The sequence below is a fragment of the Planobispora rosea genome, assembly GCF_014648175.1.
GTDB lineage: Bacteria > Actinomycetota > Actinomycetes > Streptosporangiales > Streptosporangiaceae > Planobispora > Planobispora rosea.
Genome location: NZ_BMQP01000101.1, coordinates 1 through 4462 on the forward strand (window position 1 = coordinate 1; position 4462 = coordinate 4462).

Here is a 4462-nt window from a genome sequence, read left to right on the forward strand (position 1 = left end):
TCGCAACCGCGGCCTGAGACCCTCACTCAACCCGGTGATCGTTTCCGGTCACAGCACTAGCCGCCTTGCCACTGCGCGAGCATGCCCGGCGGCTCATCGCCGAGTGCTTCCGCCTCGGCGAACTCGACGGACTGGCCGACCTCCGGCTGACCCATTGGGCCCACATGCTCGGCTTCCGGGGCCACTTCTCCACCCGGTCCCGGCACTACTCCACCACTCTCGGCGACATCCGCGCCGACCGCGTCGACTACGTCCGCGCTGAGGAGATCAGTACCGGCCGCCTGCCCCTCTTCGACGAGAACACCGTCCTCGTGATCGCCGAATGGGAGTACGCGGGCAAGGGTTACTCGGCCGGTGACGCCCTCCTCGCCGCTGCATTAACCGGTGTACCTCTGCCCGACCCCGGAGGGCAGCGATGAAGACGCTCGATCGGCTCTGGACCGTGGATGAGGTCGCCGACTACCTCGGCGTACCGGTCGGGACTCTCTATCAGTGGCGCTGCAAGCGGACCGGTCCGCCGGGCCGCCGGATCGGCAAGCATCTGCGCTACCTCCCCGAGGACGTACGCGAGTGGGTCCGGGAGCAGACATGACCGTCTACGACCGGTGGCATAAGTCCCGGCCCGATCCTGGCGAGCCGGTCTGCAAGGAGCATCGGCGTACCCCCACGGGCGAACACGGCATCGGCGAGAGATGGCAGGTCCGGTGGCGTGATGACCGAGGTGAGCAACGTAAGCGGAACTTCGCGAAGAAGACCGACGCGGACAGCTTCGACGCCGAGAACAAGGCCAACCTCGACAAGGGCGTCTCGATCGACCAGGCGGCGGGCCGTAAGTTCGTGAAAGACGCGGCGGCCAGATGGCGGGCTGATCTCCTGCACCGTGGATCGACGAGCGAGCGGATGGACCGGGTATTCCGGCTCCATGTGGACCCGATACTCGGCCATCTCCGGATGGCCCAGGTACGGCCGTCGCACATCCGCGCATGGGTGAAAGACCGTTCTGAGGTGCTGGCCCCGTCCACGCTGAGCGTGGTCTACAGCAACCTCGCATCCTTCTTCGCCTCGGCTGTCGTCGATCGGGCCATCGGCATCTCGCCGTGTCTCGGCGTTCGGCTGCCGAGTGTGGACGAGCGCCGACAGTTCATTCCGACACCTGAACAGGTGCACACTCTCGCCGAGTCACTTCCTGCGCGCCTCGCGTCCGTGATCTATCTTGCGGCGGGGTGCGGGCTCCGTGGCGGTGAGATCTTCGGCCTGGAGCTCGATCAGATCGACCTGAAGCGCCGTGAGGCCGACGTCAGCCAGCAGCTCGTGTGCGTCGCCGGGCGTTCACCGTACCTGGGACCGCCCAAGACCAAGACGTCGATGCGTACCGTCGAACTTCCTGCGGTGGTGTGCAAGGCTCTCACCGAGCATCTGAAGCGGTTCGGGCCGGTCGAGATCGAGATAGACGACGAGACCGATCCCCGGAAACCGCTTCGCCGTACGGCCAAGCTGCTGTTCACCACGAACATGCTGTTGCCCGTCCACCGGGCCACGTGGGCGCACATCTGGGCGCCGGCGGCTCGCGCGGCAGGCATCCCGAAGGGGACCGGCCTGCACGTCCTGCGGCACTACTTCGCGACCCTGCTGATCCACAAAGGAGCCAGCGTCAAGACCGTGCAACTGGCTCTGGGGCACAGCACGCCCACGGTCACGCTCAATACATACGTGGGGGAGTGGCCCGAGGCACAGGAGAGGACGCGTGCCCTGGTGGACGGTGCCCTCGGCCGTGTGCCCCGGATGTGCCCTCCCGGGTAGGCGAGACCCTGTATTACCAGCTCAGAGCCATGATTGTTCGCCTGGCTAGCGGTAGTTCGTGAACTGCAGGGCGACGTCCAGGTCCTTGCCCTTGAGCAGGGCGATGACGTCCTGGAGTTCGTCCTTCTTCTTGGAGCTCACCCGAAGCTCGTCACCCTGGATCTGAGCCTTGACGCCCTTCGGCCCCTCATCTCGGATGATCTTCGAGATCTTCTTGGCGTGCTCCTGGTCGATGCCCTCCTTGAGGGTGACCATGAGGCGATACTCCTTACCGGAGAGCTTGGGCTCGTCGGCGTCAAGGATCTTGAGCGAGAGGCCCCGCTTGATCAGCTTCTCCTTGAACACGTCAAGGACGGCGTTGGCGCGCTCCTCGCTGTTGGCCTTGATCTCGACGGCCTTCTGACCGCCGGACCAGGCGATGCTCGCGCCGGTGCCCTTGAAGTCGAACCGGTGCCCGATCTCCTTGACCGTCTGGTTCAGCGCGTTGTCGGCCTCCTGGTGGTCGATCTTGCTGACGATGTCGAAACTGCTGTCGGCCATGCGTCGCCTATCCTCTCTGACTCTCTCACCGACCATAGCGCTTCGCTTGCCGGATCATGGTGAAGATGATCGCTGATGCCATCTGGCCGTTCCGGAGCGCGCCCGGCGGAGCGGAGACCCGTCTCCTCCGGTCCCGGATCGCTCTCCTCCTGCCCTGGTACGGCGAGCCGCTGGGAACCCGCCGCCGATGTCACATCACGTCCGGAAGTCCGCTATTCTTCTTCCTGTCGCCGCAAGCGGATGACGAGGCAGGTTGCCCGAGTGGCCAAAGGGAACGGTCTGTAAAACCGTCGGCTCAGCCTACGCAAGTTCGAACCTTGCACCTGCCACCAGCCATAACGGCAGATGAGAGGCCCTCCGGGGCCTCTTTTGCTTTTCCGGGACACGCGGGAGGTTGTGTGCGTCGCCTGACTACGACCCGTGCGACCTCAGCCCGCGGAGAACAAGCAGCTGCCGGACGAGCCAGAGAACTCCCCGGTGTACGGCGGCGCCCACGGAGGCGTTGACCGTTCCCAGGGCGGCGCCGACCAGTACTCCACCCAGTGCCTGGAGGCTGTGCTCACCTGGCTCGAAGAGAACCCGGACGTGCTGTTCCCTCTCACCGTGAGAGTGACCGGGGCAGGGCTCGTCGCGGATGCCCACCCGGAGGTCCGGCCCGACTGGTAGGAAGCACCCCGTTCGCCGAGGTGCCGCAGACGGTGCGGGCGATGCGGACGGGTCCTGGGTTCGCGCGTCGTTCGCGCGTCGTCGGCACCCGGCCGCAGTCACGTTGACACCCGGCTGCGGTCATGGCCTGTCGCAGGTGACACCTCGAACGTGCCGCGGAGGACACGATTAGTAGTACTTTGTTAGGTCGTTATGGCGGTCGTTGGCGGCAGGTGGGACATCGGCCGCTCCAGGTAGCCAACAGCACCTGGAGCATGTGCAAGATCTTGTAGGAGGTCAGGCCGCGTCGGCCGCTTTTGGGCTGGTCAACCGCAGTTCAGTGAGGAACAGGTGGGCGGCTGAGACGCGGGTGACATGGCGATGCCACCCGCTCCAGGAGCGTCCCTCGAAGTGGGTCAGGCCCAGGCCGGTCTTGAGCTCGCGGTAGTCGTGCTCGATGCGCCAGCGGATCTCGGCCAGGCGGACCAGTTCCCGCAGCTGGATACCGGCCGGCAGGGTGGACAGCCAGTAGTCGGTGGGCTCGGGCTCGCCCGGTGGCCATTCGGCCAGGAGCCAGCAATCGGGCAGATGCCCATCACTGGTGCGGGGGATGTCGCTGTTGGCGGGCCGCACCCGCAGCACGAGGAAGCGCGAGCGCAGCATGGCGGCCGGGTTGCCCTTGTCCGGCTTGGTGCCCTGCCGCCAGCTCACTCGGCGCAGCATGCTTCGTCCGGCGGCCAGGGCCAGTTCGCGCAGGCTAGAGGGCGCGCTACGGTACTTGGCCACCGGGCGGCGGCCGTTGCCGGGCCAGGGCACCGTCTCGGGGACCCCATCGGCGGCATACGCGCTGGTGCCGCCCTTGACCGCGACCACATACGACAGCCCGCGCTCGGTCAAGCCCAGCCGCAGCGCGGTCACATCACCGTAACCGGAGTCGGCCACCACCAGCGGCGGCATCAGCTCCCAGCAGGCCAGCTCATCGAGCATCTCCAGGGCCTGCTGCCACTTGGGACGGTGCCGCTGATCGTCGGGGATACGGCAGCGCCGCCGCCGCTCGGCCATCGGCACCATCGACTTACGCCGCCCGTCCAGCATCAGCCCACGCAGGTACAGCCCGCCGTTGGAGCGCTGCTCCCGGCGCGGAGCAGCAGGCGCGTCAGGTGCGGTGAGACGGTGTTCTCCGTGCCGTCCCCGGTGGTACTCCCCGCGGCGTCGTCGCGTATCGCGTCGTCCACCATGAGCGGTCTGTCCCCCGCGGGCGGGAGTGCCGTCTCGGTACGGACATCAGCCCTCCATGACTCGGTGCCATCATCATGGCGCGTTCGGCCCTCTCAGTGACGTCTCCAGTCCTGTTGCTGAACACCGTGGACTCCTACCGTCGTGAAGGCGGGAAGTCCCATGACAGGACCACTACAGCGATGAGAGGACACGCAATGGAGAATGCCCTGTTCGACTACAGCCCGATCGTCGGCCGCGA

5 protein-coding genes, 1 tRNA gene and 1 pseudogene are annotated in these 4462 nt (G+C 66.4%); 5 read left to right on the top strand and 2 right to left on the bottom strand.

All coding sequences use genetic code 11. From position 1 onward, the window contains the following. The first annotated feature begins 65 nt into the window (after positions 1-65). From IEZ08_RS38795 to IEZ08_RS38805, 3 genes are read left to right on the top strand one after another with little or no spacing between them, the layout of a single operon-like run. Positions 66-419, top strand: coding sequence for a replication initiator (locus IEZ08_RS38795; RefSeq protein ID WP_229803961.1), 354 nt, complete (start codon positions 66-68; stop codon positions 417-419). After that, the gene (locus tag IEZ08_RS38800) at positions 416-592 is read left to right on the top strand and encodes a helix-turn-helix transcriptional regulator (RefSeq protein ID WP_068920873.1); all 177 of its coding nucleotides are present in this window, start codon (positions 416-418) and stop codon (positions 590-592) included. The genes IEZ08_RS38795 and IEZ08_RS38800 overlap by 4 nt, the downstream gene beginning before the upstream one ends. Next, positions 589-1800 (top strand): tyrosine-type recombinase/integrase, encoded by a 1212-nt coding sequence (locus tag IEZ08_RS38805; RefSeq protein WP_203863737.1) that lies wholly within the window; start codon positions 589-591, stop codon positions 1798-1800. Before IEZ08_RS38800 ends, IEZ08_RS38805 begins: the two co-directional genes overlap by 4 nt. Before the next feature lie 45 nt (positions 1801-1845). Here IEZ08_RS38805 and IEZ08_RS38810 read toward each other — a convergent pair whose 3' ends face one another. Then, positions 1846-2340 (bottom strand): YajQ family cyclic di-GMP-binding protein, encoded by a 495-nt coding sequence (locus IEZ08_RS38810; protein WP_068920875.1) that lies wholly within the window; start codon positions 2338-2340, stop codon positions 1846-1848. Positions 2341-2587: 247 nt separating this feature from the next. On the opposite strand from IEZ08_RS38810, the gene IEZ08_RS38815 reads away from it, so the two are divergent. Together IEZ08_RS38815 and IEZ08_RS38820 are read left to right on the top strand one after the other, a co-directional pair. Next, a tRNA-Tyr gene (locus tag IEZ08_RS38815) sits at positions 2588-2672 on the top strand. Positions 2673-2760: 88 nt separating this feature from the next. Continuing rightward, entirely contained in the window at positions 2761-3006 is a 246-nt protein-coding gene (locus IEZ08_RS38820; protein ID WP_068920894.1) for a hypothetical protein, read from the top strand. Between the two features lie 276 nt (positions 3007-3282). Here IEZ08_RS38820 and IEZ08_RS38825 read toward each other — a convergent pair. Further along, positions 3283-4188 (bottom strand): annotated as a pseudogene (locus tag IEZ08_RS38825) (IS701 family transposase); the annotation flags it as partial. Positions 4189-4462 lie beyond the last annotated feature (274 nt).

Coding starts and splice junctions, on each gene's coding strand:
- IEZ08_RS38810 (WP_068920875.1), bottom strand. CDS start 2,340: ATGGCCGACAGCAGTTTCGACATCGTCAGCAAGATCGACCACCAGGAG.
- IEZ08_RS38805 (WP_203863737.1), top strand. CDS start 589: ATGACCGTCTACGACCGGTGGCATAAGTCCCGGCCCGATCCTGGCGAG.
- IEZ08_RS38800 (WP_068920873.1), top strand. CDS start 416: ATGAAGACGCTCGATCGGCTCTGGACCGTGGATGAGGTCGCCGACTAC.